Source organism: Paeniglutamicibacter kerguelensis (assembly GCF_017876535.1).
GTDB lineage: Bacteria > Actinomycetota > Actinomycetes > Actinomycetales > Micrococcaceae > Paeniglutamicibacter > Paeniglutamicibacter kerguelensis.
Genome location: NZ_JAGIOF010000001.1, coordinates 2,489,949 through 2,516,543, shown reverse-complemented (window position 1 = coordinate 2,516,543; position 26,595 = coordinate 2,489,949). Strand labels below are relative to the sequence as shown.

Below are 26,595 nucleotides of genomic sequence, written 5' to 3'. Positions count from 1 at the left end.
AAGCGAGGCGCACGCCCGGCCGGCGGCCCCGGGACTTTCACGATGTTGGAAGGCCGGGGCCGCCGTTTGGCTTTCCACTTCTCCCCACATTTGGCGTTTTCCGCTGCGCCCAGGTCCCCGGGGGAGCACACTCGGTTCCATGAGCGCACAGGCAGCGGCCCCGGGATCGGGGCACCGGAGCATCGAGGCCGTCGGCCGGCAACTTGCCGGCGCGGTGCTCTCGCTGCGCGCCGCCATGGAAATGCTCGCCGGATTGCAGCTCGACGCGGCGGCCGGCGCCACCATGCTCGGCCTGCTGGAACAGGCCCACCGATCCGTCGCCTTCGGCCAACTGCTCGCCACCTTCCAGTGCGAAGTGTCGCAGGTGAACCGGCTCGACCCGGACACCGCACGGCGGATCGACCGGCTGGCCGCAAACCCCGAGGCGTTGACCAACGGCACCGCCCACGTCCCCGCGGAGGTCCTGCACCAGGGCATGGCCCCGCAGCGGAACACCCAGGCCTACCTGCAAGCGCACCTGCACATCTCCCATGCCGAGGCCCGGCGCCGGCTCGCCGGAGCCCGGCTGCTGATCGCCCCCGCACCGCCGAACCCCGACGATGCCGCGCCAGTCTCCGGCCCCGGCGAGCCCAAGTACCCGATCCTGGCTGAAGCCGCGGCCGACGGCAGCGCCGACGTCGCAACCCTGGCCCAACTCGCCGGCCGGCTCGACTCGATGGCCCCGCGCATCTCCCCGCGCCCCGACGCCAAGCAGGTGGCCACGGCCATCGAAGAATCATTGTCCAACGAGGCCCGCACCGGCGGGCCCCAGGCCTGCCACAAGGCGCTGCAAGACTGGAAGGACTTCCTCTCCGATCACGGATCGGCCATCACCGACGAGGAAATCCTGGCCAGGCGGGGCCTGTTCTACCGCGGCTTCCACGACGGCTGCGACGAGTTCCTGCTGCGCTGCGACCCCATCGACTCCGAGGTGATCCGCAGCTTCGGCGAAGCCTGGAGCAACCCACGTTCCCAAAAATCCCCGCCCCGGTCGGCTTCCACGCAACCCCGGACCATGTCGACCCCATCAGCGCCGGCCCCCGCCAAGCCGACTTCGGTCAAGTCGACTTCGGTCAATCCGGATTCAGGCAAGCCGGGCATACCACCCGTGCCCGGCGCGGCCCCTCTACCCGGTTCCACGGGCGTGCCACTGGGAACCCCGATCCCCGAATGGGCCGTTGCCCCGGGAACTCCGGCAGACCTGATCCCGGTGAACCAGCTCGAATGCGGCGCCCCGCACCCGGGGTTCTCCATCGGCACGGTCGCCATGTCCTCCGACGGGGACGAAAACTCGGCCGACGCCCAGACCGACGCCAGTGCCCAACAAGATTCCCCTGGATCCATCGGGCCATATCCCGGCACCGGGCAAGCCGCCGACGACGAACGCACCACCCCGCAGCTGCTGCTCGACGCGTTGACCGGTGCCTGCGCCGGGGTGATGGAGGGGAAGAACCTCAGCCAAACCGGAGGCCTGCGCGTGCGCGTCGGGGTCACCATCGACTACCGAACTCTGCTTGGGCAACTCGAGGAGGCCGGCATGACCGACCACGGCCGGCCGGTCTCGGCGCTCAGGATCCGCGCCATGGCCTGCACCGGCGGCTTGCTGCCGGTGGTGCTGGGATCCAAGGGCGAAGTCCTGGACATGGGGCGGGAAGTACGCGGCTTCACCACGGCCCAGCACAAGGCGTTGGCGATCCGCGACCGCGGCTGCGTCGTCCCGGGCTGCCACCGTCCGGCGGCAACCAGCGAGGCCCACCACGTCTGGTCCTGGCTCGACGGGGGACCCACCAACGTCGGCAACGGCTGCATCGTTTGCCAGTACCACCACCTCATGGTCCACGCCGGGCTCATCACCCTGCACATGATCGAGGGCATCCCGTACGTCATGGCCCGCGCCGGGGAACCCCGCGGCGACCCGTAGCGAAACCTGTTCTGGCATCCGGAACTGCGCACCGCCGGCTACAGCGTGCCGCTGTTCACGTGACAGGCTGCCGGCAAGCGCATGTGACTAGGCTTGATGTCATGAACATCGAACTTAGTCGTTTCCGGGTCCGCCCCGGCCGGATGCCCGTTGTCGAAGAATGGCTGGCGTTCCTGAACCAGAACATGGACGCAGTCCTCCAGACCCTGGACGGGGAGAACATGCTGGTGGAGACCATCTTCAGCGAACACCTGGACGGGGCCGACTACCTGTACTGGTTCAGCATCCAGGGTGAAGGAGGGGTCGACGTGCGCGAATCCAAGCACTGGGTCGATGAAAAGCACCTCGAGTACTGGCGGGCCTGCATCGACGACTCCTACACGCACGTCGACCTCACGCCAAGGGTCACGATGATCCCCGAACGGGTCATGGGCGGCTTCACAAACGGCGGGCAGCTGTCCGTCTAAGTAGCGTGCGTCACGCTTGGCCGGTTCGAGGTGCGAGTGGGCGTGTCGGGCGGCTAAGCTGGTGCACGTGACTAACACTCCCAGCACCCCAGAGCAAAAGCCGGTTCTGGTCGTCGATTACGGGGCCCAGTACGCACAGCTGATTGCTCGGCGTGTACGCGAAGCCAACGTGTATTCGGAGATCGTCCCGCATACCTTCACCACCGAACAGATTCTCGCCAAGAACCCGGCGGCAATCATCCTCTCCGGCGGCCCCTCCAGCGTTTACGCAGAAGGTGCCCCGAGTGTCGGTGCCGACCTTTTTGAAGCAGGTGTCCCGGTACTGGGCATCTGCTATGGCTTCCAAGCCATGGCCAACGCCATGGGTGGCGTCGTCTCCGAAACGGGCCTGCGCGAATACGGCGCAACCGACGCCACCGCCACCGGAGCGGCACGCTCCATCCTGGCCGGCATCCCCGAAAGCCAGAACGTCTGGATGAGCCACGGCGACTCCGTCTCTGTCGCGCCAGAAGGCTTCGACGTGCTGGCCACCACCGCCGGCGCACCCGTTGCAGCATTCGCCAACGAGGCCAAGCGCCTCTATGGCGTGCAGTGGCACCCCGAGGTCAAGCACTCCACCCACGGCCAGGACGTTCTGAAGAACTTCCTGTACAACGGTGCGGGCCTGACCCCGTCGTGGACCGCCGCCAACATCCTGGACGAGCAGGTCGAAAAGATCCGCGCCCAGGTCGGCACCGGCCGCGCCATCTGCGGCCTGTCCGGCGGCGTCGACTCCGCCGTGGCGGCTGCCCTGGTGCAGCGCGCCATCGGCGACCAGCTCACTTGCGTCTTCGTCAACCACGGTCTGCTGCGCGAAGGCGAAGCGGAGCAGGTTGAAAAGGACTTCGTCGCAGCAACCGGAGCCAAGCTCTACGTTGCCGACGAGCGCGAGCGCTTCCTGACCGCCCTTGACGGCGTGACGGACCCGGAAACCAAGCGCAAGATCATCGGCCGCGAATTCATTCGCGCGTTCGAGGCCGCCGAGCTGGCGATCCTCGCCGAGGCTGCCGACTCCGGCCAGCCGGTGAAGTTCCTGGTCCAGGGCACCCTGTACCCGGACGTCGTCGAATCCGGCGGCGGCGAGGGTGCTGCAAACATCAAGAGCCACCACAACGTGGGCGGGCTTCCCGAGGACCTGGACTTCGAACTGGTGGAGCCGCTGCGCGAGCTCTTCAAGGACGAGGTCCGTGCCGTGGGCAAGGAGCTTGGCCTTCCGGCCGAGATCGTCATGCGCCAGCCGTTCCCGGGCCCCGGCCTGGGCATCCGCATCATCGGTGCGGTCAACGAGGAACGCCTGACCCTGCTGCGCAAGGCCGACGCGATTGCCCGCGCCGAGCTCACCGCCGCCGGCCTGGACCAGGAAGTCTGGCAGATGCCGGTCGTCCTGCTCGCCGACGTGCGCTCCGTGGGCGTCCAGGGTGACGGCCGTACCTACGGCCACCCGATCGTGCTGCGCCCGGTGTCCTCCGAGGACGCCATGACCGCAGACTGGTCGCGCCTGCCGTACGACCTGCTCGCACGCATCTCCAACCGCATCACCAATGAGGTCGACGGGGTCAACCGCGTGGTTCTGGACGTCACGTCCAAGCCGCCGGGAACCATCGAATGGGAGTAAGCGGCTGCCGTTTCTAGCACGCCGTAAATAGTTCAGGGGGGAGCCGCGCATGCGGCTTCCCCCTGAACCATTTTCATGCCCCGCGTCCGCGCCCGCCGGCGTGCCGCCGGAAGTGTGCCCGCCCGGTCCGCGGCAGGGCGCCGACAGGGCCGCTGCAGCGGGGGAGCCCCGGTGTGCCCCACACAATCGAACAAGCCGGGCCGCAACGTGTTTTGGTTCGGCATCGGACGGCGGTTTTGCACTACGTTAGTAAGGGCTGAATGTACTCCTGTGGCAACGCCCGGTTCGGGTACGGCCGCATTCGGTTTGAGGGAAGGAACGGTGGCTTCGGTGGCAGAACACCAGCAGTATACGGATGAAATGGTCTCGACGTGGGTTGACTCCCTGGGACCCGGAGTCGGAACCGACACGCTGCTCCGGTACGCCCCCTCGGCGTCGAACAGCATCGACATCACCCACGCCCACCCCTCGGGCCTGGCCCAATTCCTGGCCGGCCGGCGCACCCGCCTCTCCACACTGCTGCGCGACTCGGACCAGTACGTTTCGGCCCGCCGCACCGCCGAGGCGCTGCGCGGAAAGATCCGAGAACTCTGGGATGAACGCGGCATCGACGTCGGCTACCTCTCCGCCGGCCTGGCCAACTGGCGCGCCGTGCACGAGGGCCGCAGTGAACAATTCAACGCCCCGATCATGCTCGGTCGCATCGTCCTCACGGTCCGCGAGGACCAGGAGGACTACGAGATCCAGCTCATGGGCCGCGCCGAATTCTCCCCGGCCCTGCTGCGCTATTTCAAGCGCCAGTACCACCTGGACATCGACGTCCCGGCGATCAACGCCGCAGCCTACTCGATCGCCCGCTTCGACCCGACCCGCGGCATGGACGCGTTGCGCCTGCAGGTCGCCGACACCGGCGGCATCGTGATCGCCCACCAACTGCTGATCTCCACCTTCGCCGACCTGGCCGATCCGGCCGACCCCGGCACCCTCGACCTGCAGCACCCGGTGCTTGCCTCGCTGCTGGCTGCCGAGGAAGGCCGCGCCGCCGGCTCCGGCACGCCCCGGAAGCTGGCCACCCCGGAGGTCGCCGTCCGCACGAGCGACGACCGTGACCCGGCCGACGAGCTCTTGCTGCTGGACGCCGATGAATCCCAGCAGCGCGCGCTGGACCTTATCGAGGCCGGCGCCTCGGTGGCGATCTGCGCCCCGGCCGGCAGCGGACAGACCCAAACGGCGATCAACGCCGCCGGGGTGCTCGCCGCCGCGGGCAAACGCGTGCTGGTGGTGGCCGAGCGCCGTTCCAGCGCCGAGGAATTCGTGGCCCGCTTCGCCGAGCTGGACCTGGCCGGCACGGCCCTGCTGCTCTCCCCGGAAGACGACCCGGCGGCGCTGCGCGAGCTGCTGACCCGGGCGATCCTGCGCAACGAGCGCGCCGCCGAACCGCAGCTGGGCAAGCTGCACGAAAAGCTGCGCGAACACCGCCACGCCCTGCTTGACCACGTGCGCTCGCTGCACAGCACCCGCGCCCGCTGGGGCTGCTCGCCGTACCGCGCCATGCAGGAACTCGCCCGCCTCTCCTCGCTGGACCCGGCCCCGGCCACCACCGTGCGGCTGAAGCGCTCGGTGCTGGATTCGATCACCGACCGCGCGGCCACCACCGTCCAGCTGGCGCGCGCCGCGCAGCTCGGCTCCTTTGTCAGTGCCTCGGCCACCAGCCCCTGGTACGGGGCGCGCCTGCGCAACAAGCGCGACACCGACACTGCACTGGAGCTGGTCACCGGGCTGCAGCGCGACCTGCCGATCCTGCGCGACCACATGCTCAAGGTCGCCGAGCACTCGGAAATCCGGCTCGCCGATTCCTACAACAAGTGGGGCGAGCAGCTCGACCTGTTGCTGGCGGTGCGCGGCTCGCTAGACAAGTTCGAGTCCGACATCTTCGACCGGCCCGTCGAGGACCTGATCTCCGCCACCGCCTCCTCTTCCTGGCGCCGGGAACGCGGCATCGAGATGAGCTCCATGACCCGCTCGCGGCTACGCAAGGTAGCCAAGGACTACGTGCGCCCCGGCATGTACGTCGCGGACCTGCAGTCGGCGCTCGAAGCCGTCCAGGTCCAGCACCTGGCCTGGCGCCAGCACGCCACCAGCCAGCGCCACCCGATGGTCCCGGCCGGCCTGCTTGACGTCAACGCCGGCTACCAAGACGCGGGCTCGCGCATCGACAAGCTTGCCTCGCTGCTGCCGGCGGCCGTTGCGCCCACGCTGCGCGACGAGCCGGTCGACAGGCTGCTGGGCCGCATGGACGCGCTGCTGGCGAACAAGGGCGAGCTGGACCAGCTGCCGGAGCGCACGCTGATCATGGAGCAGCTCGCCGAGCAGGGCCTGGGCGAGCTCATGGCCGACTTCCGCGAGCGCAACCTCGGCGCCGGCGCCGTCGGTTCCGAACTCGACCTGGCGTGGTGGCAGTCCGCGCTGGAGGCGATGATCTCCGGCGACGACTTCCTGGCGATGAACGACGGGGCGAAGATGCGCCGGCTCGAGGCCGAATACCGCATCACCGACTGCGCCCACGTCGCCTCCGGAGCCTCGCGCCTGCGCTGGTCCCTGGCCAAGGCCTGGAAGGCGGCGCTGGCGGACCACCGCGCCGCGTCTCGGGAGCTGCGCGCCATGCTCAAGGACGAGGAGCCGAGCATTGCCGCGCTCTGCGCCCTCGGCGACGACCTGGTCAACTCGCTGTGCCCGGTGTGGGTCGGCTCGCCGCTGCTGATCCCGGCGACGGTTCCGGCGTCGATGAAGTTCGACGCCGTCATCCTGCTGGAAGCCGACTCGCTGTCGCTGCGTTCGGTGCTCGGCTCGATCTCCCGCTCGACGCAGATCATCGCGTTCGGCGACACCATGATGGGCGCCCCGAACCCGTTCGAGGTCTCCGTCGACCCTACCGCGCACACCCGCGTCGAACGCACCCCCATCTCGGCGATGGAGTCGCTGGAGCGGATCCTGCCGCTGTGCCGGCTGGGCACCGTCTACCGCGGCATCGACGAGGGGCTCACCGAGTCGCTCTCGCACGCGTTCTACGCGGATTCGCTCTCCAGGCTCCCCGCCGCACGCTCCCTGGGCGCCGGCACCCCGGCGCTGCGCGCGGAGTACGTCATGGACGCGACGGGCTCGCTGAGCAACAACGGCGAATCCGTCGAAACCACTGTGGCCGAGGTGCAGCGCGTCGTCGACCTGGTTTTCGCGCACCTCTCGGGCCGCCCCGCGGAGACCCTCGCGGTGATCGCCGGCAACCGCAGCCATGCGGCCGCCATCGCCGAGGGCATCCGGGTCCAGCTGCCCAACCACCCGTGGGCCACCAAGCATTTCCGCGCCTCGAAGGAGCGATTCCTGGTCACGAGCCTGGACCGGCTGGCCGGACTGCAGCGCGATGCGATCATCCTCTCGCTGGGCTACGGGCGCACCACCCACGGCAAGACGGTGCACGACTTCGGCGCACTCTCGCTGCCCGGCGGCGACGAGCTGTTTGTCAATGCCGTCACCCGCGCCCGCACCAGCATGACGCTGGTTTCCGCGTTGCGCCCGCAGGACGTCGACCTCTCCCGCATGCGCTTCGGCGCCCGCCGCTTCCTGGAGCTGGCGGGCCGGGTGCTCGGCGGGGACTCGGGCATGATCGCAACCGCCGCGCCGCTGCAGGACGCACTGGTCACCGACCTGATGGTCCGGCTGGAGGAACGCGGTTCGCTCGTCACCCAGCACTACCGGGGCGTGCTTGACATCGCCGCGCACGCGGTGGACGTCACGGGCACCGGCACCACCGCCCCACTGGCGGTCGTTTACGACGGCACGCAAAACTACCGAAGCCTCTCGGTGCGCGAACGCAGCCGGCTGCGTCCGCAGCTCTTCGAGTCGCTGGGCTGGCGCTACGTGCCGTTGTGGACGATCGACGTGTTCTCGGACCCGGGCAAGGTGGCCAACACGCTGGCCGGCTACCTCGGGCTTGAGCCCGCGGACAGCGATTCCCAACGCGCATCGGTCTAGGAACCATGGCAGAACAGCAGACGCCGCGGCCCAGGAAGTCGCGGCGCTACACGGCACCCCCGCAGACGGTCAGCGACTCCGTGGTGCTTGGCGTCTTTGAGATGCCGCACGGTGCAGGGCGCCCGGACCCGCCCCGCCCGCCCGCGCCACCGCAGCCGCCACGAACCAACGCCCCAACAGACCGCGACGAGGCAAACCCCGACGAGGCAAACCCTGCGGCAGACAAGCAAACCCAAGCGCCCGGGAAGGACCGAGCTGCGGCGGCCGGGAAAGCGGCCAACGTCAAGTCCCCGGGGAAAGCCGGCTCCGGACCAGTGCTGCCCGAACGCGCCGCCGAGGACGACCCCCGTCGCTGGGGAGACGCGGACGACGACCTCGGCGAATGGATGAGGTCACAGCGCCCGCCGCACTGGGACTGATCTCGAGGATGCTGGCACCCCGTACCCCGGCCGCGGGGCATTTCACCCCGGTCGGGCCGGCGCTACGGATTGACCAGCACCACGGCAAGCTTCCCGCGCTGCGGTGCCGAGGAAAGCGACTCAGCAATCGCGGATCCTGCGGCCACCACAATGAGTCCAGCCACGTCGTCCGCGCCGGATGCACCCCACGGGCCCTGTTGCGCCGCATCGGGCTGCGCCCCGGTCCACAGAACGGCAAGGCCGCGCGCCAGCACCCGCGATGTCACGGCCGTCTCGAAGCCGTTCCCCTCGGTCAGCACCACGTCCACGCGTTGCCCGGCCCGGAGCAACGACGCGGTCTGGGCATCGTTGAGCCGCAGCGGAACGGCAACGGTTCCCGGGGGAGTGCCGGCAAGCAGGCCGGGCCCGATGATCATCGTCTCCAGCAGCGGGCTGCCGGCCACCAGCGGAATCGCCAGCCGCGAACCGGCCACGGGCTCTCCCCGGCCCAACCCGCCGGCAGGCAGCAACGAGCGGGACACCGGAGCAAGCGCCAGGTCGGAGTCGGTGAGCAGTGTCCCGGCCGGCAGGTCCCTGCCGGCAACCAACACCTGCACGCGTTCCTCGGCCTCGGGCGCCAGCGCGGCCAGGGACGTCACGACGGCCAGCATGGCCACTGCAGCGGCCAGCAACCGGCGGTACTTGGCGAAAAGCTCCCGGCCTGAGCGCCCCGGTTCCCGTGTTCCGCGCGGAACCCCGGGCCCGCGCGTGCCGGCGTCCGCAAGCACCCGGCGGGAATCGCGGTGTCCACCTGATTCAGTGGTGCGGCGAAGTGTAAACATCCGTTAAGCAAGCCATGGGTGGACACCCGTGAAGGTGTCCACCCATGGCGGTGGTGCAAATCTCGTGTGCGTACCCGTGCGGCAACGGCTGTGCGTGAAAGTGCCCGCGCAACCCCGCAAGCCTCGCACCCCCGGAAAACGCCGCCGTGTGCGGCCGCCGGGGATTGTCCCGCTACGCGGAGGTGCTTGCGGCCGGCACGCTGGAGCTGCCGGAGGAACGCGAATCGTTGCGGTAGAAGCCCGTGCCCTTGAAGACGACGCCTACGCTGTTGAACTTCTTGCGCAGGGAGCCCTCGCATTCGGGGCAGATCGTCAGTGCTTCGTCGCTGAAGGACTGGACAACCTCCATCGCGTGGCCACAGTCTTTGCAGGCGTAAACATAGGTAGGCATCATGATCCTTTCGCAAGATGAAGCGTGCGGTTCCGCATGGAACCCCCGGCACACAATGGCCTGGGGCGAATCCTGCGGGTTGGGTCGGCGGGGTTGGATACCTGCCGTGGATTCAATTCTAACGTACGACGAACCTCTCACACGGTGAGGTTACGCACGCCCGAGGCGGTCGCCACCGCGTCGACCCGCTGGTCGAAGGGCTCAACGGGAAAGGAGCCGGCGGCCATGAACTCGTGCTCGAAGACCATGGCCAGGAGTTTCGGCACCCGGCCCGGCCCGGCCATCGAGGCGATGAACCTATCGTAGTAGCCGCCACCCTGGCCCAGCCTGTCGCCGCGTTCGTCGACCGCCTGGGCCGGAACCAGCACCACGTCCACCTGGTCCATCAGGTCCGCGGAAAAGCGCGGACCGACGGGTTCGTCGATGGGCGCCACCGCGCTGCGGGCCATCTCGACGCCGGGGAACCAGCGGACCCATGACAGCCGGCGTTCGGGTTCGCACACCGGGACATAGACGGTGTAGCCGGCCGCATCCAGTTGGTCCAGCAGCACCCCGGTGGGTGGCTCGGCGCCATAGGACAGGAAGCAGGTCAGCGTCTTGCGCGGGGCCTGCCCGGCAAGCCACGGCAGCAGGTGCCCGCGCAGCGAACCCATCTGAGCATCGCGCTCGGCGGGCCCCAGCGCCCGGCGTTTGGCCCGAAGCAGCGTGCGGATCTCGTCCTTTGGGTCATTTTCATTCACGATCCCCAGTCTAGGACGCGGCGGCCGCGGTCGATTGACTAGGATGAGGTATGCCCGAATTCGACCGTCACTGGCCAGCCACCGTGGAGGGGCCAAACCTCATCCTTCGACCCATGCGCCTGCGCGACAAGGGCGAATGGAGCGCCCTGCGCCGGGCCAACGCAAGCTGGCTGGCGCCCTGGGACGCAACGGTGCCGGACGGCAGCGGGTACCCGGCGAATTTTGCGGCGATGGTCTCGAGCCAAAACCGGGCTGCACGCAACGGCCAATGCCTGCCCTGGGCGATCACGCTGCCCAACGACTACAGCAAGCGCCCGCCGATGGTCGGCCAGCTGACCGTCTCCTCGATCATGTGGGGGGCCGCGCGCAGTGGTTCCATCGGCTACTGGGTCGATGCCAACCATGCGGGCCGGGGCATCGTGCCGGAGGCCGTTGCACTGGCCACAGACCACTGTTTCCAGGTCCTGGGGCTGCACCGGATCGAAATCAACATCAGGCCGGAGAACGGGCCGAGCCTGCGCGTCGTCGAGAAACTCGGCTTCCGCGATGAGGGGCTGCGCAAGAACTACCTCCACATCGACGGGCAATGGGCCGACCACCGGACCTTTGCGTTGACGAGCGAGGAGGTCCCCGAGGGGCTGCTTAACCGCTGGGCGGTGCACCGAACAAAACACTGAATCGATTGCCAAGCCGCCGACAATCGGGCAAGGTGGTCTCACCGGCGACGAAAACGCCGATTTTCCGATTTTGTGGGGGGGGATTGCCGGACACACCGCGTCCAATGCCGCGTCAGCCGCCCATGCAAGCTTAATGTTGGTTGACGTGGACGTTCCATAATTCATTACGTGGCCCGCACGCCCGGAACCGGGTAGGGGACACGTGCAGACAAGCAAAGACCACATGCGGAAAAGTGCCGGCGGAGAGCCTGATCTCCACGGTATCCGCACAAGAAGCAGTCGTCCACCGACGGAGGAGCATCATGGCACCGGCAGCACCCAACGCTTCGGCCGCGTCTGGCACGGAGGGGCAGGCCCCCTTGCGGATTCACTATGACCGCGTGGCCATTGCGTTGCTTGGGTGTTTGTCCGTTGTCGCGCTCGTCATCGGCGGCATCCTGGCGCTGGCCGGCGTGTTTTCCGGTTGGGTTCCGATGGCCGGGTTGTTGCTGGGTGTTGCAAGTTTCTCCGCGTTGCGCACCCTGGCGGTGCGCGCCCGCCGCGCCAAGCTGCTGGCTCGCATGGAATCCACGCGCCAGCTGGCGATGGAACCCAAGGCCGAGCCCGTGCAGGCGACCGTGAAGAAGCAGCGGGACGTTTTCGACGCGCAGCCGGATTCCAACAAGCGCCCGCCGCGCCTGACGGTCGAGGAGCTTCGCGCCGAGGCCCTGCGCATCGCCAACAACGGGGCGGCAGTGCAGCGCCCCGAGGGCTGGAAGCCGACCGAGGTTCCGCTGCCGCAATACGTCGTGGCAAACGCCGTCAAGCGGCCCGCCCCCGAGGCGCTCGAGGTCGAGGCCGAAAGGAAGCCTTCGACCAAGACCAGCCTTCGTGCGCAGGAAGCCGGCCAGCGCCTGACGGAGGCCGTCGAAACCGTCGAGAATCCGGTCGATGACAAATCGGCAGCCACGATCGAGGCCGCGGCGGCCAAGGCCCGCCTCGAACGCGCTTCCCGCACCGGGGACCGGATGAACCTCGACGATGTCATGCAGCGCCGCCGCGCCTAGGCGGCGGAACTAGAAACCAGCCGATGACTACGGTCAACCCGCAGGCCAACCGGGATGCCGGGGAGCTGGCAGCGCTGTTGCCGGCAATCCCGCGGCTCATCACGGCGCTGGGCGGGAGAACGGTGCCGGGGCCGTGGGATTTCGACGAGCACCAGATCCGCCTGCAGCACCGCCCGGGAGCCGGAATCAGCGCCATCTACCGCATGCCGGTGGGCACTGGATTTGCCGAACTGGGCGTGAGCACCGAAAAAATCCACATGCCCGGAGCGCCCGGCATCGAGGTTCCGGGCCCGGCCTCGGATCCCGACACCGGGTCGCCGGTCACCGTCACCGGCTGGATCCACCCGCACGACCCGATGCTCCCGGGACTGGCCACCGCCCTCGACGGGCCGGAAGTGGCGCGCCTCTGGGGGCAGGGCGATCTTTTGGGAAGCATCAAGACCGTGGCCTACCGGCCGCTGCGCCGGGCCGTGGTCCGGGTGTCGTTTGTCACCCGCGGGCCATTGCGCATCGAGCGGAGCGTGTACCTGAAGGTCGGCCGCGAACACGCGATCGCCGCCCTGCTGAAGCGCCATCGGCTCATGGAGGGCTCTGCCGTGCCGGTGCCACGCGTTCTCGAGCCGGTGCTCGCCGGGATCCTGGCGTTGGAGGAGGGAACCGGCGAGGGCCTTGCGGCCGCGATCCGCCGGGACGCCGGCAACGACCTGGCTCCGGAGGACTTCACCTCCCTGCTTGACGGACTGCCGCGGGAGTTGATGGACCTGCCCGCCCGGCGGGCCTGGACCGATGGAATCCGGCGCTACAGGCAGGCGGCCGTCCTGGCGCTTCCCGCGCAGCAAGACCGGATCGACGCGCTGGTGCGGCGCATCGAGAACCACCTTGGCCATTCCGATCGCGGCCCGCTGGTTCCCGTGCACGGTGATTTTTACGACGGCAACATCCTCATGCGCGCCGGCAGGATCAGCGCGGTCCTGGACCTCGACTCGCTGGGCCCGGGCCACCGCGTCGATGACCTGGCCTGCTTCCTGGGGCACCTGGCAGTCCTGCCGAGCATCAGCGGGAAGAACCTTCCGGCGGCGGCCGCGCTTGAACGCTTCGGCGGCGCTTTTGAACGCACGGTGGATCCCGTGGCCCTGTGGGCGCGCGCCGGTGCCGTGGCGCTGACCCTGGTGGCGGGTGCGCGCGTTGCGGGCTCCGATGCCTGGATCCCGGCGGCCGAGGCCCGGCTTCGGGTGGCCGAGGAACTGGTGGACAGGGCCGATCGCAGCGGCCTGGGCGGCTCCGGCGGGGCGGGTTAGCCCAGGGGTTCCTCCGGAACCGGCCCGCCGTGCCCCTTGTGGTGGCCGAACACCAGGGTGGTCTCGGTGTGCCCGACGGATTCGTCGGTGGCCAGGTTGTCCAGCACCCAATCGCGCAACGCCTCGGTGGAGCTGACGGCGATGTGCAGCAGGTAGTCGGTGGCACCCGAGACGTGGAACATCGAGAGCACCTCGGGCAGCTGCGGCATCTTCTCGGTGAAACGGTCGATCTGCACGCGGTCATGCACGCGCAGGCGCACCGAGATCAGCGCCTGGACGCTGCGGCCCACCGCCGGCAGGCTCACCTCCGCGTGGTACCCGGTCAGCACCCCGCGCTCCACCAGCGAACGGGTGCGCAGCAGGGCCGTTGACGGGGCGATGCCCGTGCGCTGGGCCAGCATGGCGTTGCTGATGCGCGCGTCGTTGACCAGTTCCTGAATGATCCGACGGTCAACAGCGTCAAGTTCGGCCGGAAGTTGCGGGGAAGTAGAGAATGCCATGCAGATATTCCATCACAGTTGCGCAGCCTTTGGGACTGCGGCAGGCAGGGCGGCCCGGCCCACGCCATAAACTGGTTTCATGACTAACCCGCCAAACACCGGGCTTCGAGACTTCGAGACCCGGCTAGCCGCCTATTGTGTAGTGGTTCGCGACGAAAAAATCCTGCTGGCCCTGTGGGACATGCGCGCCCGCCAGGTCGACTTCGTGCCGCGCTGGACGTTGCCCGGCGGGGGAGTGGAGCTTGGCGAGAGCATCGAATCCGGGGCCGTGCGCGAGGTCGAGGAGGAAACCGGGTACACGGTGCAGATCAACGACCTGCTGGGTGTCGATTCCGGGTTGATCCCCGCCCACAAGCGCTTTGGCGCCGCCGCCCTGCCGATGCAGACGGTTGCCGTCGTCTACACGGCCAGCGTCACGGGCGGCGAGCTGCGTTTTGAAACCGACGGGACAACCAGCCAAGCCGCGTGGTTCCCGCTCGATGCCGTCGAGTCGTTGAACCGCACCGACCGGGTCGATGCCGCAATCGCGCTCTACCGCGCCAACAGCCTGAAAGACACCAAATGACACCGGGCGGATCCACGCCCAAGACCAAGCGCCGCGTCCTGGTGGCCGGCCTGGCCTGCGGGGCCCTGCTGCTGAGCGCCTGCACCCCCAAGCCGCAGGTGCAAGCCTCGCAGAGCGCCACCGAACGCGAGCTGGTTTTTGCCCACACCGCCGACGCCACGTCCACGACCCTGGCCAACGTCTACGTCGGAATGCTGGAAGCCGCGGGGATCGATGCCAAGGTTGGCGAACCTGTGGCCGACCCCGTCGCCGAGGTCCTCGACGGCAAGGCGGACGTGGTCATCGCCGGATCCGGCGACTTGCTGGCGGCGCTGGACAAGGAAGCCCCCGCGGGCTCCGCGCCGGTGCCGGGCTCCGCGCCGGCGACGGGCTCCGGAAAGCCGTCGACCCCGGCCCCCGGCACGGCGCTGCCGCCGAGCGCGGAACAGACACTCAAGCGCCTGCACGGGCTGGACCTCGGCGAGTACGCGCTGCTGGATTCGGCCGCGGCCGCCCGCACCGGCACCCTGGTCGTCACCGCTGCGACCAGTGCCGGCAAGAACCTCGCAACGCTCGCACAGCTGCCGGCGTTGTGCCCCGACCTGGACTTCGGTGTCCCCAAGTCGCTGTCCGCCGACCTGCTTCCGCGGCTGGAAGGGATCTACTCGTGTACGCCGCACCGCATGGTTCCGGTGGTGCCGCAGGACGAATCAACGGTGGGGCCGCTCATCACCGGCCAGGTCGAGGTCCTGGCGACGACGTCGGACAACGCGGGCATCCCAGACAACGGCCTGGTGGTCGTGCAGGACGCCCAAGCGCTGTTCGAACCGCAGACGCTGACCCCCCTGACCACCACCAGACAGCTCGGGCAGGACGCCATCGACGCGATCAACAAGGTCAGCGCGGCGCTGAAGCAGGAAGACCTCATCGCGCTGAACCGCGCGGTCACGGGCCGCGACGCGCTCGGCCCGGAGAAGGTTGCAATCGACTGGCTGCGGGAAAAGTCCCTGGTAGCCAAGCCCTGAGTGGCAAACATTTCACAACTGTGTCGCCCCGTCCGCGTTGGGTTGATCACATTCACCAACTCGGTGCGGCCCCTATGAGAAAGTAAGAGAATGCCAGAATTCAAGCAGTCGACCAAGCTCCACAACGTCCTCTACGACATCCGTGGACCGCTGCTCGAACACGCCCAGCGCATGGAGGCCGAGGGGCATCGGATCCTGAAGCTGAACATCGGCAACCCCGCGCCCTTTGGGTTCGAGGCACCCGACGCGATCCTCGTGGACATGATGCGCAACCTGCCCCAGGCCCAGGGGTATTCGGACTCCCGCGGCATCTTCTCCGCCCGCACCGCGGTCTCGCAGTACTACCAAACCCGCGGCATCCAATCCATCAGCGTCGATGACATCTACCTGGGCAACGGCGTCTCGGAGCTGATCACGCTGTCCTTGAACGCGCTGCTGAACAACGGCGACGAGGTGCTGATCCCTGCCCCGGACTACCCGCTGTGGACGGCATCGGTCTCGCTGGCCGGCGGCACCCCCGTGCACTACCTGAACGTCGAGGAAGAGGGCTGGCTGCCGGACCTCGAGGACATGGAATCGAAGATCACCGCCCGCACCAAGGGCGTGGTGATCATCAACCCGAACAACCCCACGGGCGCGGTCTACCCGAAGGAAACCCTCGAGGGCATCCTGGAGCTGGCCCGCAAGCACAACCTGGTGGTGTTCTCCGACGAGATCTACGAGAAGATCCTCTACGACGAGGAAACCCACATCAACACCGCCGCGCTGTGCGACGACGTGCTGATCCTGACCTTCTCCGGCCTGTCCAAGGCCTACCGGGTCTGCGGTTTCCGTTCCGGCTGGATGGCCATCTCCGGCCCCAAGCACCTGGCCGGGGACTACATCGAGGGCATCAACCTGCTCACCAACATGCGCCTGTGCGCGAACGTACCGGGCCAGCACGCCATCCAGACTGCGTTGGGCGGATACCAGTCGATCAACGACCTGATCCTGCCCGGCGGGCGCCTGAAGGAACAGCGCGACACCGCCTTCGCGCTGCTCAACGACATCCCCGGCGTCTCGGTGCAGCAGGCCAAGGGTGCGCTGTACTTGTTCCCGAGGCTGGATCCCGAGGTCTACCCGATCCGCAGCGACGAGGCCTTTGCCCTGGAACTGCTCAAGCAGCAGAAGATGCTGATCTCCCACGGCACCGCGTTCAACTGGATCGCCCCGGACCACTTCCGCTTGGTCACCCTGCCCGCGGTGCGCGACATCCGGGACGCTGTCGGCCGCATCGCCGAGTTCCTGGAGACCCTGCGCGAGGGCAAGGTCTCGGTCTAGCCTTCACCGGCACCAATACCGGCACCAATACCGGCGCAAACGCCGGGTGCCCCTGCCACGATTTCCCGGTGGCGGGGCACCCGGCGTTTTGCATGCCAGCCGCGGCTAGCCTCGCGCCGGCGGGGTTGGGCGGTCGGCGGGCGGGGTGCAGCAGGCGCAACCCGCATCGGCCGGTTTTTCGCGGCCGGCCGGACCGGGGTTTCCCGGTGCCTCGTCCCGGAACGCCCCGGGATTCGGTGCGCAGCAGGCATCGCCCTTCCAGGCGTCGCGCCCCTCCTTGAGCGCCACGGCGGCGATCACCAACGCGGCCACCGGGTCGGCCCAGGCCCAGCCGAGCCAGGCGTTGAGCACCAAGCCGACCAGCAGCACCGCGGAGAGGTAGGTGCACAGCAGCGTCTGCTTGGAATCGGCGACGGCCGAGCGGGAGCCCAGCTCTCGCCCGGCACGCCGCTGCAGGTAGGAGAGCACCGGCATGATCGCCAGCGAGAGCGCAGCCAGCACGATTCCCGGCACCGAATGATCGGCCTGCGCGCCGCCGAGCAGCGAACGGACGGCATCGACGGAGACGAAGGCGGCCAGCGCAAAGAAGGACACGGCGATGATGCGCAGCGCGGTCTTCTCGCGGGCCTCGGGGTCCCTGGCGCTGAACTGCCAGGCCACGGCCGCGGCGGAGGTCACCTCGATGACCGAATCCAGCCCGAACCCCACCAACGCGGAGGATGAGGCGATCTTCCCCGCGGTGATCGCCACGACGGCCTCGATGACGTTGTAGAAAATCGTTGCGGCGACGAGGAACCTGATCCGCCGGTTCAGCATGGCCCGTCGTTCATTGCCGACGGGGTTGGCGCCCAGGCGTTGCGTTGCCATGTCAGCAGCACCCCTCGGTGGCGGCGTTGGCGCAGTGGCCTGAATCGACGGCAAGCACGACGCCCATCGGGTCGGTCAGCGCGTGGGCGAGCATCGGATCGGAAAGCTCGTACCTGATGCGACGGCCCTCCGGGACCGCGACGACCAGCCCGCAGCCGCGCAGGCAGGCCAGGTGGTTCGAGAGCTTCTGGCGCGATACGCCCACCAGCTCCGCCAGGTCACTTGGGTAGGACGGGGAGTCCCGCAGTGCCAGCAGCACGGCCGTGCGGGTCGGGTCCGAGAGCGCGTGCCCGAACCGGGTCAGCACATCGGCGTGTGTCGTGGTTTCCATGACTTGATAGTACAGCCAAATCTGTATCAATGAGCTGGCGGGACCGATCCCGCGCGCCGCCCGCCACGGCACGGAAATCGATAAACACGCACGCCACGTGGACCGAAACGAAGCCGCCTGCCGTACGCTCGTTCCATCAGCCCCCGAACCGAAAGCGGTGTCCATGAGCAAGAAGCAACAAGTCCTGGCACGTTCCGTTCCCCTCGACGCCCCGGCGCACCGGTTGCTGCGTGTGCCCAAGGACTTCAGGCTGGGGGCCGTTGATCCGCGGTCGGCCCCCGGCTACTCCGGCAACAAGCTCAGCGCCGCCGCGGACCTGAAGGAAACCGGACGGGTGCTCGACGAGCTGCAGGAGCGGCTCTTCGCCGCCTCGCGCTCCGGCGCCACGCCCAAGGTCCTGCTCATCCTGCAGGCCATGGACACCGCCGGCAAGGGCGGCATCGTGCGCCACGTGGTGGGCATGGTCGACCCGCAGGGCGTCGAGCACCACGCGTTCAAGGCGCCCACCGAGGAGGAGCGCGCCCACGACTTCCTCTGGCGCATCGAGAAGGAGCTGCCGGGCGCCGGCCACATCGGGGTGTTCGACCGGTCGCACTACGAGGACGTGTTGATCCACAAGGTCCGCGGATATGCCGACGAGGCCGAGCTGGAGCGCCGCTACGCCGCCATCAACGAGTTCGAGGCCCGGCTGGTCGCCGCGGACACCAAGGTCATCAAGGTGATGATGCACATCTCCAAGGACGAGCAGCGCTCCCGGCTGGCAGAACGCCTCGAGCGCCCGGACAAGTACTGGAAGTTCAACCCCGGGGACATCGACGAGCGCCTGTTGTGGGACGACTACATGAACGCCTACGAGGTGGCCATCAACCGCACCAACACGGAGGCGGCCCCATGGCACGTGATCCCCGCGAACAGGAAGTGGTACGCGCGCCTGGCCGTCGCGTCGCTGCTGCGCGAGGCGCTGGAGGAAATCGACCCGCAGTGGCCCCCGGCGGCCTTCGACGTTGCCGAACAGCTGGCGCGCCTGCAGAACTCCTGAGCGCCGATCATCCCGGGCAGCAAGCAGCCCGCCAGCGTCGGCCAAAAGTCGATGCTGACGGGCTGTTGGGTTGCTGTGCTGTGCGGGGCGCTATTCGCCCGAGTCGGGGGATTCCTGCTGCCCGCGGGCGGCGTCCAAGCGCTGCGAGGCGCCCTGCAGCCAGGCCTCGCAGCGGGCGGCCAGGGCCTCGCCGCGCTCCCACAGGCCCAGCGACTGCTCAAGGGTCGCGGCGCCGGCCTCGAGCTGGGCCACCACGGCCACCAGCTCCTCGCGGGCCTGCTCGTAACTTAGCTGCGCAACATCGGGGTGCTTCGCTTCGGCGCTCATGCTGTGATTCCTTCGTCTGGTAACTGGCTGGTCGTAATGGTGGCGGTGAGCCGGCCGCGGGCCAGGCGCACCGAAACGTCGGTTCCCTCGGGGGCCTGGTCGGCGGCGCGGACCACCTGCCCGTCGGCAAGCTGCAGCACCGAGTACCCGCGGTCGAGTGTCTGCTGGGGGGAGAGCGCGCGGACCTGGGCGCGCAGGTGCGCTATCGCGTCCTGCCCGCGGGCCAGCGAGCCGCGCATCGAGTAGGTGCTGCGCTGGGACAGCCGGGCCAGGTCCTCGCGGCGCACCTGCACCATGAAGTGCGGGTTGGCCAGCACCGGGCGGGCCCGCAGCGAGGCGATGCGCTGGGATTCGCGCTCCAGGTTCTGCCGCACGGCCCGATCCAGCCGGTGCCGCGCCTGGGCGATCCCGTTCAGCTCCTCGAGAAGGTCCGGCACCACGCGCTTGGCCGCATCGGTCGGGGTGGAGGCGCGCAGGTCGGCCACGTCGTCGAGGATGGGCCGGTCCGCCTCGTGCCCGATGGCCGAAACCACCGGGGTGGTGCAGGCCGCGACGGCCCGCACCAGTTCCTCGGAGCTGAAGGGCAGCAGGTCCTCGAGGGCCCCGCCGCCGCGGGCGATGATGATCACGTCGATCTCCGGGTTTGCATCCAGGTCGCGCAGCGCGGCCATGACCTCGCCGACGGCGTTCACGCCCTGCACGGCGGTGTTGCGGATGTCGAAGCGGACGGCCGGCCAGCGCAGCGACGCATTGCGGATCACGTCCTTTTCGGCATCCGAATCGCGCCCGGTGATCAACCCGATCCGGTTGGGCAGCAGCGGCAGCGGCTTCTTGCGTGATGCGTCAAAGAGCCCCTCGTCGAAGAGTGCGCGGCGCAGCCGCTCGAGGCGCGCCAGCAGGTCACCCAGGCCCACCGGGCGCAGGTCGTAGGCGTTCAGCGACAGCCGCCCGGTCTTGGCATAGAAGCTCGGTTTCACCCGGGCCACCACGCGCGAACCGACCTCCGGGGCGCTGTCCAGCGAACGCATCACCGAGGCCCACACCGTCACGGAGAACGAGTAGTCGACGTCGACGTCGCGCATCACCAGGTAGGCGTGGCCGTTGCGGACGTTGGCCTCCAGCAGCTGGCCCTCCACCCATGACTCCGGGGAGTTCTCGATGTGCGCCTTCAACTTCTCCGACAGGACCCGCAGCGGCCAGGGGTTCTCCGGGCTTGTCGCAGCCGCGGTGCGCGGCAGCGAACCTTGTCCTTCTTGTGCTTGCTCCACGTGGGGAAACGCCTTCCTTGGTGCCGGATATCGAAACTACACCAAACTCATTGATACCAGTAACATGGGACAAATCACGGGTTGGCACCCCGCCGACCTCTACCGTTGGAGTCCTGATGCCCGCTACGGTCAGCAAAACCATCGCCATCGTGTTGGCAGTCCTCGCGGTGCTCGCCGCGGGCCTGGGGCTCGGTGCCCGCACCGCCAACCAGATCATCAACACCCCCGAACCGCTCCAGCGCATCATGGGCCCGCTTGCCGAAAACGAGCAGCTGCGCGCAATCCTGCCGAGCGAACTCGGCGCGGCACTGACCACCCAAATCACCAACAAGGTGCCGATCCCGCGGGCACTGCAGGGCGTGCTTGAAACGGCGATCACCAAGAGCAGCGCCGCGCTGCTCAGCGACCCGGGATTCGCCGCGGCGTGGGACACCACCATCGAAAACACGCGCCGGACCTACGCGGTGGAGCTGGAGACGGCCGCCGAAACCGGCATGGAAGAAGTGACCCTGAAGTTTGACCTGGCGCCGCTGATCACCGCCGCCTACGGCACACTTCACGCCTCGCTGGAGGGATCCGTGCTGGGCCGGCTGTTGCCGCAAACCATCGAGGTGCCCCCGGTGATGGTAGACACCAACTGGCCGACGGCGGACACGCTGTCCGCCAGCGAGGCGAACCGCTGGCTCGCATTCGCCGCGGCCTGGGGTTGGCTGCTTGCCGCGGCGGCCGTGCTGCTGGCCGGGGCGCTGCTCCTGGCTCCGCGCGGGTTCCGCGGCAGGGTGCTGGTTGTCACCGGGGGAGCGGCCCTGCTGCTCGCGGCGGTGCTCATCATCTTCGGATCGCGCCTGTCCGGGCTGCCGGTGGAGGGCTCCGAACTCACCCAGCTTGTGGTCGACCAATTGGCCACCGGGGCGCGGGCCGAGCTGCAGAACATCAGCAATGCGTTGATCGTCGGCGGGGTCGTTGCCCTGCTTGCGGCGCTCGGAACCTGGATCTGGCGGCGCGAAAACCCGATCGCGCTCGGCTAGCGGCGGAATCGGCGGGCACGCGCGCCAACCAATTTGCCCCCGAACGTAGACTTGTTACATGGCTACCAGTTCCACCGCTCCGGTCTCACTTCCGATGCCCGTCATCCCGCGCACCCGTCGCACCCCGGCAGAAATTGCCGCCGCTGCGCCCGTCACCGGCGAACGCAAGGTCTACCTTGCCGCCCCGCGCGGCTACTGCGCCGGTGTGGACCGCGCGGTCATCGCCGTGGAAAAGGCCCTTGAGCACTACGGTGCCCCGGTGTACGTGCGCAAGCAGATCGTGCACAACCTGCACGTGGTTTCCACCCTTGAGGCCCGCGGTGCCATCTTCGTGGAGGAAAACGAGGAAGTTCCCGAGGGCGCGCTGGTGGTCTTCTCAGCCCACGGAGTATCCCCGGCAGTGGTCAAGTCCGCGGCCGACCGCGGCCTGCGCACTATCGACGCCACCTGCCCGCTGGTGACCAAGGTCCACAAGGAAGCGGTGCGCTTCGCCCGTGAGGACTACGAAATCCTGCTGGTGGGCCACGAGGGGCACGAAGAGGTCGAGGGCACCTACGGCGAGGCGCCGGAGGTGACCACCATCGTGAACAACCCCGAGGAAGCCGACACCGTCCAGGTGAAAAACCCGGACAAGCTCATCTGGCTCTCACAGACCACTTTGAGCGTCGACGAGACCATGGAAACCGTCCGCCGCCTGCGCGCCCGCTTCCCGAACCTGCAGGATCCTCCGAGCGATGACATCTGCTACGCGACCACCAACCGCCAAGCGGCCATCAAGGCCATCGCCCCGCAGGCCGAGCTAGTCATCGTCGTGGGTTCCTCGAACTCCTCGAACTCGGTGCGCCTGGTCGAGGTCGCCCTCGAGTACGGCGCCTCCGCCGCCTACCGCGTGGACTACGCCTCGGAGGTCGACGAGTCTTGGTTCGAGGGCGTCTCCAGCGTGGGTGTGACCTCCGGCGCCTCGGTGCCCGAGGTCCTGGTCCGCGACGTGCTGTCGCTGCTGGCCGAGTACGGCTTCGCAAACGTGGAGGAAGTCACCACCGCGGAGGAGGACATCCTGTTCTCGCTGCCCAAGGAAATCCGCGCCAAGCTCAAGGAAGCCGGCGATGATTCGCGCGGCCTCGGCGGGCGCATCGTGAAGTCGGACATCAGCAGCTAGTCCCTCGACGGCGCACACAGGCGCCGCACACAAGCCATGGCGTTGATCCACGAATGCGTGGGTCAGCGCCATGGCTTTGCTCATTTCGGGCAGCGATGCCGCGGGCTGCCGGCGGTGCAGGAAGCGCAGGCAGGATCGGGACGGTAGACTCTATTCCCGTGGCTCTTACAATCGGAATCGTCGGACTGCCCAATGTCGGCAAGTCAACAATGTTCAACGCGCTTACCCGCGCCCAGGTCCTCGCGGCCAACTACCCGTTCGCAACCATCGAACCCAACGTGGGTGTCGTGCCGTTGCCTGATGCACGCCTGAAGGTGCTCGCCGGGATCTTCGGCTCCGAGCGCATCCTTCCGGCAACCGTGTCCTTCGTGGACATCGCCGGCATCGTCAAGGGTGCCTCCGAGGGTGAAGGGCTGGGCAACAAGTTCCTGGCCAACATCCGCGAAGCCGAGGCCATCTGCCAGGTGACGCGCGCTTTCTCGGACCCCGACGTGATCCACGTCGACGGCAAGATCGATCCGGCCTCGGACATCGAGACGATCGCCACCGAGCTGATCCTTGCCGACCTGCAGACCATCGAAAACCAGCTGCCGCGCCTCGAAAAGGAACTGCGGACCAAGAAGGTCGAAGCCTCGTTCATCGAACTGGTCAAGGCCGCGCAGAAGGTTCTCGAAGAGGGCAACACCCTCTACGCTTCCGGCAAGGCCGCAGGCATCGACATCGAAGAGCTGGCCCCGTTGCAGCTGATGACCACCAAGCCGTTCATCTACGTGTTCAACACCGATGAAGAGGGCCTGGCCAACACCGCAATGCAGGAAGAGCTTTCCGCACTGGTTGCCCCGGCCGAGGCAATTTTCCTCGACGCGCAGTTCGAATCCGAACTCTCGGAGCTGACCGAAGAAGAAGCCGAAGAGATGCTCGAGGACGCCGGCTACACCGAGTCGGGCCTGGACAAGCTGGCACGCGTCGGTTTCGACACCCTCGGCCTGCAGACCTACCTGACCGCAGGCCCGAAGGAAACCCGTGCCTGGACCATCCACAAGGGCTGGACCGCCCCGCAGGCGGCAGGTGTCATCCACACCGACTTCCAGCGCGGCTTCATCAAGGCCGAGGTTGTCGCGTTCGACGACCTGGTCGACGCCGGTTCCATGTCCGCGGCCAAGGCCGCCGGCAAGGCCCGCATCGAGGGCAAGGAATACATCATGAAGGACGGCGACGTCGTGGAGTTCCGCTTCAACGTTTAGGTCCTGACCGACTTCTAACCTTTGCGATGGCCGCCAAGAACTCGTGTTCTTGGCGGCCATGCGTTTTTTACGAGCGGCTGCCACCTCAATGCAGCCAGCCAGCATTTTGCTGTCTAACGAAAGAATGACCAAACTTGTGGCCGCAATCAAAGTCGTTCAAGGAACCAAAGGCACCGTTCTTGCCGGGCGTTGGATCCGCTCTGCGGGTATGGGCAGAGGGCGACTCGTCGTGACACAGGCCGCGAAGCCAGCAGACGTAATTCCCTCAGAACAGCGGCCAGGGCACCGCAGGCATCTCACCGCTAGGAGCAGGAAAACGACCTGCTAGGCGCAACCGGGAGCAGCGCGCGGCAAGCGATGCGATTTCTTCGGCGCTGAGCAAGCCCGCCAGGTTTCGGCCCAGCTGACCGTGCAGTCCTTCATTGACACGGTCTATGCCTTCTTCTTCCTCGGCGGTCAGGGCGTCACCCAGCCACCCCCACAACACCGTTCGCAGCTTGTTGTCATTGTGAAAGGTGAGCCCATGATCCACTCCGTACCGGTGTCCGTCCGTCATGGCAAGAATATGGTTGCCTTTGCGGTCGGCATTGTTCACGATCGCGTCGAACACGGCCATGTGTCTGAGTGCTGGCGAGTCTTCGTGAATGAGGTTGACTGTCCGTCCGTTCTCATCTTGACCCTCGAGAACGTGCTTCCAGCCCGTCTCCGGAACATCGTCCGTCGCGACCAGATCCACGGCATTCTGGGTCGGGTCTTGCTCCTGCCAGAGTTGCACCATTCCCTCGCCCAGCGGACCATCGCGCAGCCAGGTGTGCGGCACAACGTTCCAGCCCAAGACCTGCGAGACCAGATAGGCGGCCAGCTCCCGGTGAGCCAGGGTGCCGTTGGGAAAATCCCACAGCGGATGTTCGCCTGCTATCGGCTTGTAGACGACCACCACGTCGTCGATGCTGCCCAGGAATGTAGCGTTTGAAGCGGTCGTGATGCGGCCGGTGAGCGTCAGCTCGGCGCACACTAGGTCCGGCGCTGGCATCAGACCTCGGGAACGGTGCAGGTGTGCCCGTCGGCGTCTATGGGGTAACCGCAGAGCGGGCACATCGGACGCCCGGCGCCGACGACCTCACGGGTGCGCTTGGCAAATGCCCGGGCTGAGCCGACCGGCATTTTTACCAGCAACATTTCGGTCGCGGTAGGGTCAATCTCGTCAACCGATTCGACGTCATCGTCGGCAGCGATGTCAGTGATCGGGTAGGCCTCAATGACGACCTGCGCCGTCGTGGGGTCCCAACCCAGGCTCATGGATCCGGTCCGAAACTGCTCCTGAACGGCCTCGAGCTGGTCATTGTCGACGAGTTCACGGGGAGTACCCGTGGGAACGCTGAAGGGGTTGCCCTCTAGAGCGATGAGCTGGTCAAGAATTTCGTCGATCATCTCGGCGAGCAGAGCCGACTGCTGCTTCTCCATGGCAATACTGACAATCTGCGTCCCTGCGCGCACCTGCAGGTAGAACGTGCGCGCCCCCGGAAGACCAAGGGTGCCAACGACGACCCGATCCGGCCAGATAAATTCATGAACACGTGTAGGCATATAAGTATCTTAGGCTTCAGAGGTTCGTGGCGCTTCTTGCCCTGCCCCGCCGCCCACCGGTGCATCGCCAGTGTGGATACTTTTCGACAGCCACGACAGATCCCCAGCGTCGGTGTTGGTTGCGTAGACGGTCGGCCGATTAATGCCGTAGTGCACGATCGATACGGAGGCTGGGCTCACATTGATTCGCTGGAACAGGTCAAGGTGCATGCCGAGCGCGTCGGCGAGCACTGACTTGATGACATCCCCGTGACTCACCGCCGCCCACACGGCCCCTGGCCCGTACTCGGATTCGAAGGCCGCGTCGTGGCGTCGAATGGCTGCCACCGACCTAGCCTGCATCGCTGCCATGGATTCACCGCCGGGAAAGACGACGGCGGACGGTTGCGTCTGCACCACCGGCCACAAATCCTCGGTGGCGAGATCGCCGAGCGTGCGGCCCTGCCACTGGCCGTAATCGCACTCGGTGAGATCTGGATCGACCAGTTCGTACGGGGTGCCGGCCTGGCGATCGAGGATGAGCTGGGCGGTCTGCCGGCAACGTTCGAGGGGGCTGGACACCACCGCGACCAAGGGCACGGCCGCGAGCCGATCTCCGGTCAGGGCCGTCTGGTCGCGCCCGATCTGGTCCAGGCTGATACCGAGGGCCCGACCGGCCAGCACTCCAGCGGCATTGGCTGTGGTGCGGCCGTGCCGCACGAGAATTACTGTCGCCATCCACCCAGCCTAACCGCCCTGTCGATGGTGGTGTGAACCCTGCAAAGCCGCGCGTCAAAAAGGCAGATAAGACACTGGTGGAACCCTTCAAGCACGCCGATGCATTCAAAGACGCCCAGACGGACTCGACACGCATC

General features: G+C 67.5%; 26 protein-coding genes. 15 read left to right on the top strand and 11 right to left on the bottom strand.

Annotated elements, in window-relative coordinates:
• Nucleotides 1-139: 139 nt before the first annotated feature.
• The 5 genes from JOF47_RS11410 (at nt 140) to JOF47_RS11390 (ending at nt 8,529) form a co-directional block, all read left to right on the top strand.
• The gene (locus tag JOF47_RS11410; RefSeq protein ID WP_209998145.1) at nt 140-1,960 is read left to right on the top strand and encodes an HNH endonuclease signature motif containing protein; all 1,821 of its coding nucleotides are present in this window, start codon (nt 140-142) and stop codon (nt 1,958-1,960) included.
• 101 nt (nt 1,961-2,061) lie between these two features.
• Nucleotides 2,062-2,427, top strand: a complete 366-nt coding sequence (locus JOF47_RS11405; protein ID WP_209998131.1) for a DUF6176 family protein — start codon at nt 2,062-2,064, stop codon at nt 2,425-2,427.
• Nucleotides 2,428-2,488: 61 nt separating this feature from the next.
• Complete coding sequence (gene guaA, locus JOF47_RS11400; protein WP_377737701.1) at nt 2,489-4,081, top strand: glutamine-hydrolyzing GMP synthase; 1,593 nt, start codon at nt 2,489-2,491, stop codon at nt 4,079-4,081.
• Nucleotides 4,082-4,411: 330 nt separating this feature from the next.
• Nucleotides 4,412-8,110, top strand: a complete 3,699-nt coding sequence (locus JOF47_RS11395) for a DNA helicase (protein ID WP_209998127.1) — start codon at nt 4,412-4,414, stop codon at nt 8,108-8,110.
• Nucleotides 8,111-8,115: 5 nt separating this feature from the next.
• Nucleotides 8,116-8,529: a hypothetical protein gene (locus tag JOF47_RS11390; RefSeq protein ID WP_209998125.1), complete on the top strand. Its 414-nt coding sequence runs from the start codon at nt 8,116-8,118 to the stop codon at nt 8,527-8,529.
• Between the two features lie 62 nt (nt 8,530-8,591).
• Here the strand turns inward: JOF47_RS11390 and cpaB are convergent, their stop codons facing one another.
• From cpaB to JOF47_RS11375, 3 genes are all read right to left on the bottom strand, one after another.
• On the bottom strand, nt 8,592-9,350 hold the full coding sequence (gene cpaB / locus JOF47_RS11385) for a Flp pilus assembly protein CpaB (protein ID WP_209998117.1): 759 nt from the start codon (nt 9,348-9,350) through the stop codon (nt 8,592-8,594).
• Nucleotides 9,351-9,522: 172 nt separating this feature from the next.
• The gene (locus JOF47_RS11380; protein WP_210001592.1) at nt 9,523-9,741 is read right to left on the bottom strand and encodes an FmdB family zinc ribbon protein; all 219 of its coding nucleotides are present in this window, start codon (nt 9,739-9,741) and stop codon (nt 9,523-9,525) included.
• Nucleotides 9,742-9,878: 137 nt separating this feature from the next.
• Nucleotides 9,879-10,481 (bottom strand): 5-formyltetrahydrofolate cyclo-ligase, encoded by a 603-nt coding sequence (locus tag JOF47_RS11375; RefSeq protein WP_209998115.1) that lies wholly within the window; start codon nt 10,479-10,481, stop codon nt 9,879-9,881.
• Nucleotides 10,482-10,531: 50 nt separating this feature from the next.
• On the opposite strand from JOF47_RS11375, the gene JOF47_RS11370 reads away from it, so the two are divergent.
• The 3 genes from JOF47_RS11370 (at nt 10,532) to JOF47_RS22190 (ending at nt 13,502) form a co-directional block, all read left to right on the top strand.
• On the top strand, nt 10,532-11,158 hold the full coding sequence (locus tag JOF47_RS11370) for a GNAT family N-acetyltransferase (protein ID WP_209998113.1): 627 nt from the start codon (nt 10,532-10,534) through the stop codon (nt 11,156-11,158).
• Between the two features lie 302 nt (nt 11,159-11,460).
• Entirely contained in the window at nt 11,461-12,204 is a 744-nt protein-coding gene (locus JOF47_RS11365) for a hypothetical protein (protein WP_209998111.1), read from the top strand.
• 23 nt (nt 12,205-12,227) lie between these two features.
• Complete coding sequence (locus tag JOF47_RS22190; RefSeq protein ID WP_209998109.1) at nt 12,228-13,502, top strand: aminoglycoside phosphotransferase family protein; 1,275 nt, start codon at nt 12,228-12,230, stop codon at nt 13,500-13,502.
• Here the strand turns inward: JOF47_RS22190 and JOF47_RS11355 are convergent.
• Nucleotides 13,499-14,002, bottom strand: a complete 504-nt coding sequence (locus tag JOF47_RS11355) for an Lrp/AsnC family transcriptional regulator (protein WP_209998100.1) — start codon at nt 14,000-14,002, stop codon at nt 13,499-13,501. The two genes, JOF47_RS22190 and JOF47_RS11355, sit on opposite strands and share 4 nt — an antisense overlap.
• A gap of 79 nt (nt 14,003-14,081) precedes the next feature.
• Between JOF47_RS11355 and JOF47_RS11350 the strand changes: the two genes are divergently transcribed.
• The 3 genes from JOF47_RS11350 to JOF47_RS11340 all read left to right on the top strand — a co-directional run bounded on the left by JOF47_RS11350 (nt 14,082) and on the right by JOF47_RS11340 (nt 16,891).
• Nucleotides 14,082-14,567, top strand: coding sequence for an NUDIX hydrolase (locus tag JOF47_RS11350; protein WP_209998098.1), 486 nt, complete (start codon nt 14,082-14,084; stop codon nt 14,565-14,567).
• On the top strand, nt 14,564-15,571 hold the full coding sequence (locus tag JOF47_RS11345; RefSeq protein WP_209998096.1) for a glycine betaine ABC transporter substrate-binding protein: 1,008 nt from the start codon (nt 14,564-14,566) through the stop codon (nt 15,569-15,571). The genes JOF47_RS11350 and JOF47_RS11345 overlap by 4 nt, the downstream gene beginning before the upstream one ends.
• 90 nt (nt 15,572-15,661) lie before the next feature.
• Nucleotides 15,662-16,891, top strand: a complete 1,230-nt coding sequence (locus JOF47_RS11340) for a pyridoxal phosphate-dependent aminotransferase (RefSeq protein WP_209998086.1) — start codon at nt 15,662-15,664, stop codon at nt 16,889-16,891.
• Nucleotides 16,892-16,996: 105 nt separating this feature from the next.
• Here JOF47_RS11340 and JOF47_RS11335 read toward each other — a convergent pair whose 3' ends face one another.
• Together JOF47_RS11335 and JOF47_RS11330 are read right to left on the bottom strand one after the other, a co-directional pair.
• Nucleotides 16,997-17,758 (bottom strand): cation efflux transmembrane domain-containing protein, encoded by a 762-nt coding sequence (locus JOF47_RS11335; protein ID WP_209998085.1) that lies wholly within the window; start codon nt 17,756-17,758, stop codon nt 16,997-16,999.
• Between the two features lies 1 nt (nt 17,759).
• Entirely contained in the window at nt 17,760-18,089 is a 330-nt protein-coding gene (locus JOF47_RS11330) for an ArsR/SmtB family transcription factor (RefSeq protein ID WP_209998084.1), read from the bottom strand.
• Nucleotides 18,090-18,252: 163 nt separating this feature from the next.
• Here JOF47_RS11330 and JOF47_RS11325 point away from each other — a divergent pair, with 163 nt between their 5' ends.
• Nucleotides 18,253-19,128 (top strand): PPK2 family polyphosphate kinase, encoded by an 876-nt coding sequence (locus JOF47_RS11325; RefSeq protein WP_209998081.1) that lies wholly within the window; start codon nt 18,253-18,255, stop codon nt 19,126-19,128.
• A gap of 90 nt (nt 19,129-19,218) precedes the next feature.
• Here the strand turns inward: JOF47_RS11325 and JOF47_RS11320 are convergent, their stop codons facing one another.
• Complete coding sequence (locus JOF47_RS11320) at nt 19,219-19,455, bottom strand: exodeoxyribonuclease VII small subunit (RefSeq protein ID WP_209998079.1); 237 nt, start codon at nt 19,453-19,455, stop codon at nt 19,219-19,221.
• Complete coding sequence (xseA, locus tag JOF47_RS11315; RefSeq protein ID WP_209998077.1) at nt 19,452-20,723, bottom strand: exodeoxyribonuclease VII large subunit; 1,272 nt, start codon at nt 20,721-20,723, stop codon at nt 19,452-19,454. The genes JOF47_RS11320 and xseA overlap by 4 nt, the downstream gene beginning before the upstream one ends.
• Before the next feature lie 116 nt (nt 20,724-20,839).
• Here xseA and JOF47_RS11310 point away from each other — a divergent pair, with 116 nt between their 5' ends.
• The 3 genes from JOF47_RS11310 to ychF all read left to right on the top strand — a co-directional run bounded on the left by JOF47_RS11310 (nt 20,840) and on the right by ychF (nt 24,154).
• Nucleotides 20,840-21,751, top strand: a complete 912-nt coding sequence (locus tag JOF47_RS11310) for a hypothetical protein (protein WP_209998075.1) — start codon at nt 20,840-20,842, stop codon at nt 21,749-21,751.
• 58 nt (nt 21,752-21,809) lie between these two features.
• Nucleotides 21,810-22,910 (top strand): 4-hydroxy-3-methylbut-2-enyl diphosphate reductase, encoded by a 1,101-nt coding sequence (locus JOF47_RS11305; protein ID WP_209998073.1) that lies wholly within the window; start codon nt 21,810-21,812, stop codon nt 22,908-22,910.
• A 158-nt stretch (nt 22,911-23,068) separates the two neighbouring features.
• A complete protein-coding gene (gene ychF / locus JOF47_RS11300; protein WP_209998071.1) occupies nt 23,069-24,154 on the top strand; it encodes a redox-regulated ATPase YchF in 1,086 nt (361 codons plus the stop codon).
• Between the two features lie 265 nt (nt 24,155-24,419).
• Here the strand turns inward: ychF and JOF47_RS11295 are convergent, their stop codons facing one another.
• The 3 genes from JOF47_RS11295 to JOF47_RS11285 are packed head-to-tail and all read right to left on the bottom strand — an operon-like array spanning nt 24,420 to nt 26,458.
• A complete protein-coding gene (locus JOF47_RS11295) occupies nt 24,420-25,187 on the bottom strand; it encodes an SCO1664 family protein (RefSeq protein ID WP_209997949.1) in 768 nt (255 codons plus the stop codon).
• Entirely contained in the window at nt 25,187-25,741 is a 555-nt protein-coding gene (locus JOF47_RS11290; protein ID WP_209997941.1) for a DUF3090 domain-containing protein, read from the bottom strand. Before JOF47_RS11290 ends, JOF47_RS11295 begins: the two co-directional genes overlap by 1 nt.
• Before the next feature lie 9 nt (nt 25,742-25,750).
• Complete coding sequence (locus JOF47_RS11285) at nt 25,751-26,458, bottom strand: histidine phosphatase family protein (protein ID WP_209997934.1); 708 nt, start codon at nt 26,456-26,458, stop codon at nt 25,751-25,753.
• Nucleotides 26,459-26,595: the final 137 nt, after the last annotated feature.